Below are 1,675 nucleotides of genomic sequence, written 5' to 3'. Positions count from 1 at the left end.
CTAGCCTCCGTCTTTCATTAAGCAGCGAGGGTTTGTTGCCGCGGTGAGCTGGCGGCGAGGTTAGTGGCCAGGGCAGGTGGTATCGCCCGGCCGGAGGCCGGGTTGCTCCCTGGGTCCTGGTTGTTGGTGTAGCGGATTTCGTTGTCAGGTAACGGGTTCCGGTAGTGCGGCGAGCCGCCGGAACGCGGTGATGAGGGTGTCGGTCCAGGGCCAGTCGGCGGCGATGCGCAGCGTGGTGGTCCGGGCGGTGCGGGTGAGTTTCGCGGCGACGTGCAGCAGCCGGTAGCGCAGCTTCTTCGGCTCCGCGAGGATCATCGCGCCGTCCAGGAGCAGGTGCTGGGTCCAGGCGAGCAGGTCGATACCGGTCAGGGCGAGTTCGAGCCAGGCTTGGTTGATCGCGAACTGGCGGGAGGGGAACCGGCCGAAGCCGGTGGTTTTGCCGGTGCGGATGCGGTCCTCGACCCGGGCGTGGCAGCGGTGCCGGACCTCGAGGAACTGGATCGAACCCTGGCCGTGGGGTGTGTCGGTGGCGAAGACCTGATGCCGTAGGCCGTTGACCTGGTCGAACAGTGAGAGCTGGGCGCCGGGGTGCGGGCGTTCCCGACGGCAGATCAGCCGGGTCCCGGCTGGGAACGAGGCCAGCAGGCCAATCCCGGCCAGGTCGGTGAGTTCGACGACTTCCGCGCCGTCACGCAGGCTGCCGTCGCCGTCGAGCGCCGGCACCCAGCCTTTCGCGGCGGTGATGGCGGCCCGGACTGGTTCGGTGATCGCGACTCCGACGGAGAACTGCGTGTGCATGCCGTGCTCGCGCAGGCCGCGGATGTGGGCGAGGAACTCGTGGCTGCTGCCCGCCGAATCGCAGCGGACCAGGATCGGGCTGCCATACCGATAGGCGTCCGGGATCTGTTGCAAGGCCTGGCCCAGGACGGTGATGTGGTCGGCGGCGGTGTTGCTGCCGGCGTTGCCCGGGCGCAGCATCCCGGACAGGGCCTCCCCGCTGGCATCGAGGAAACACAACAGCGGGTGATAGCCGAATGTGTGTTTCCAGGTCGCCGCCGCCGACTCCTTCTCCGAATGGGCCGGCACGATCGTCGCGTCGATGTCCAGCACCAACCCCGGCAACGCCCGCCCGAGCACCGTAGTCACCGGCAACGAACGGCGGGTCTCCAGCAACTGAGCCCAGGCCAGCTCCCGCGCAGCGGCGCGAGCCACCCGCAACCGGGCCCGCGCCGGTTCGTCGATCGCCGCCAGGACCCGCCACGCGGTCGGATCCGAGGCCACCGACCCGAACAGGTCAGGCTGCTGGCGCAGCACCGCTAAATCCGCGATGGCCTCGCCGCCATCGGCCAGTAACACCGCCAGATCAACCGCGACACGACCCGGCTCATGCGCCGGACGGCGAACCCGATCCAGCCCGAGCGCTTGAACGAAACCACTGGTCAACCCGGTCTTGTCAGCCAGATCGGTGAGCAGACGGGTGCCGGCATGACCGACCACACCCCGAGCCCCACCGGCGACGACAACCTTCGGACGGGTGCCGGTACTCTGCACCTTGAGAGTGCCTTCCGTGACGGACGATTCTGATCCTAGACAAGTCAGATCATCCCAGATCAGAAGGCACTTTCGCGTTCCCGGACGCCGCCAGCAGCAGCCCTTACTGAACGCCCGAGGCTAG

At 68.2% G+C, this 1,675-nt stretch carries 1 protein-coding gene; it reads right to left on the bottom strand.

All coding sequences use genetic code 11. The annotated features are described in order from the left end of the window. Positions 1-144 precede the first annotated feature (144 nt). Positions 145-1,551, bottom strand: coding sequence for an IS1380 family transposase (locus JIG36_RS51345; protein ID WP_203384267.1), 1,407 nt, complete (start codon positions 1,549-1,551; stop codon positions 145-147). Positions 1,552-1,675: the final 124 nt, after the last annotated feature.

This window comes from Paractinoplanes ovalisporus (genome assembly GCF_016834655.1).
In the GTDB taxonomy this organism is placed as follows: domain Bacteria; phylum Actinomycetota; class Actinomycetes; order Mycobacteriales; family Micromonosporaceae; genus Actinoplanes; species Actinoplanes ovalisporus.
This window is presented reverse-complemented; position numbering and strand designations above follow the sequence as displayed.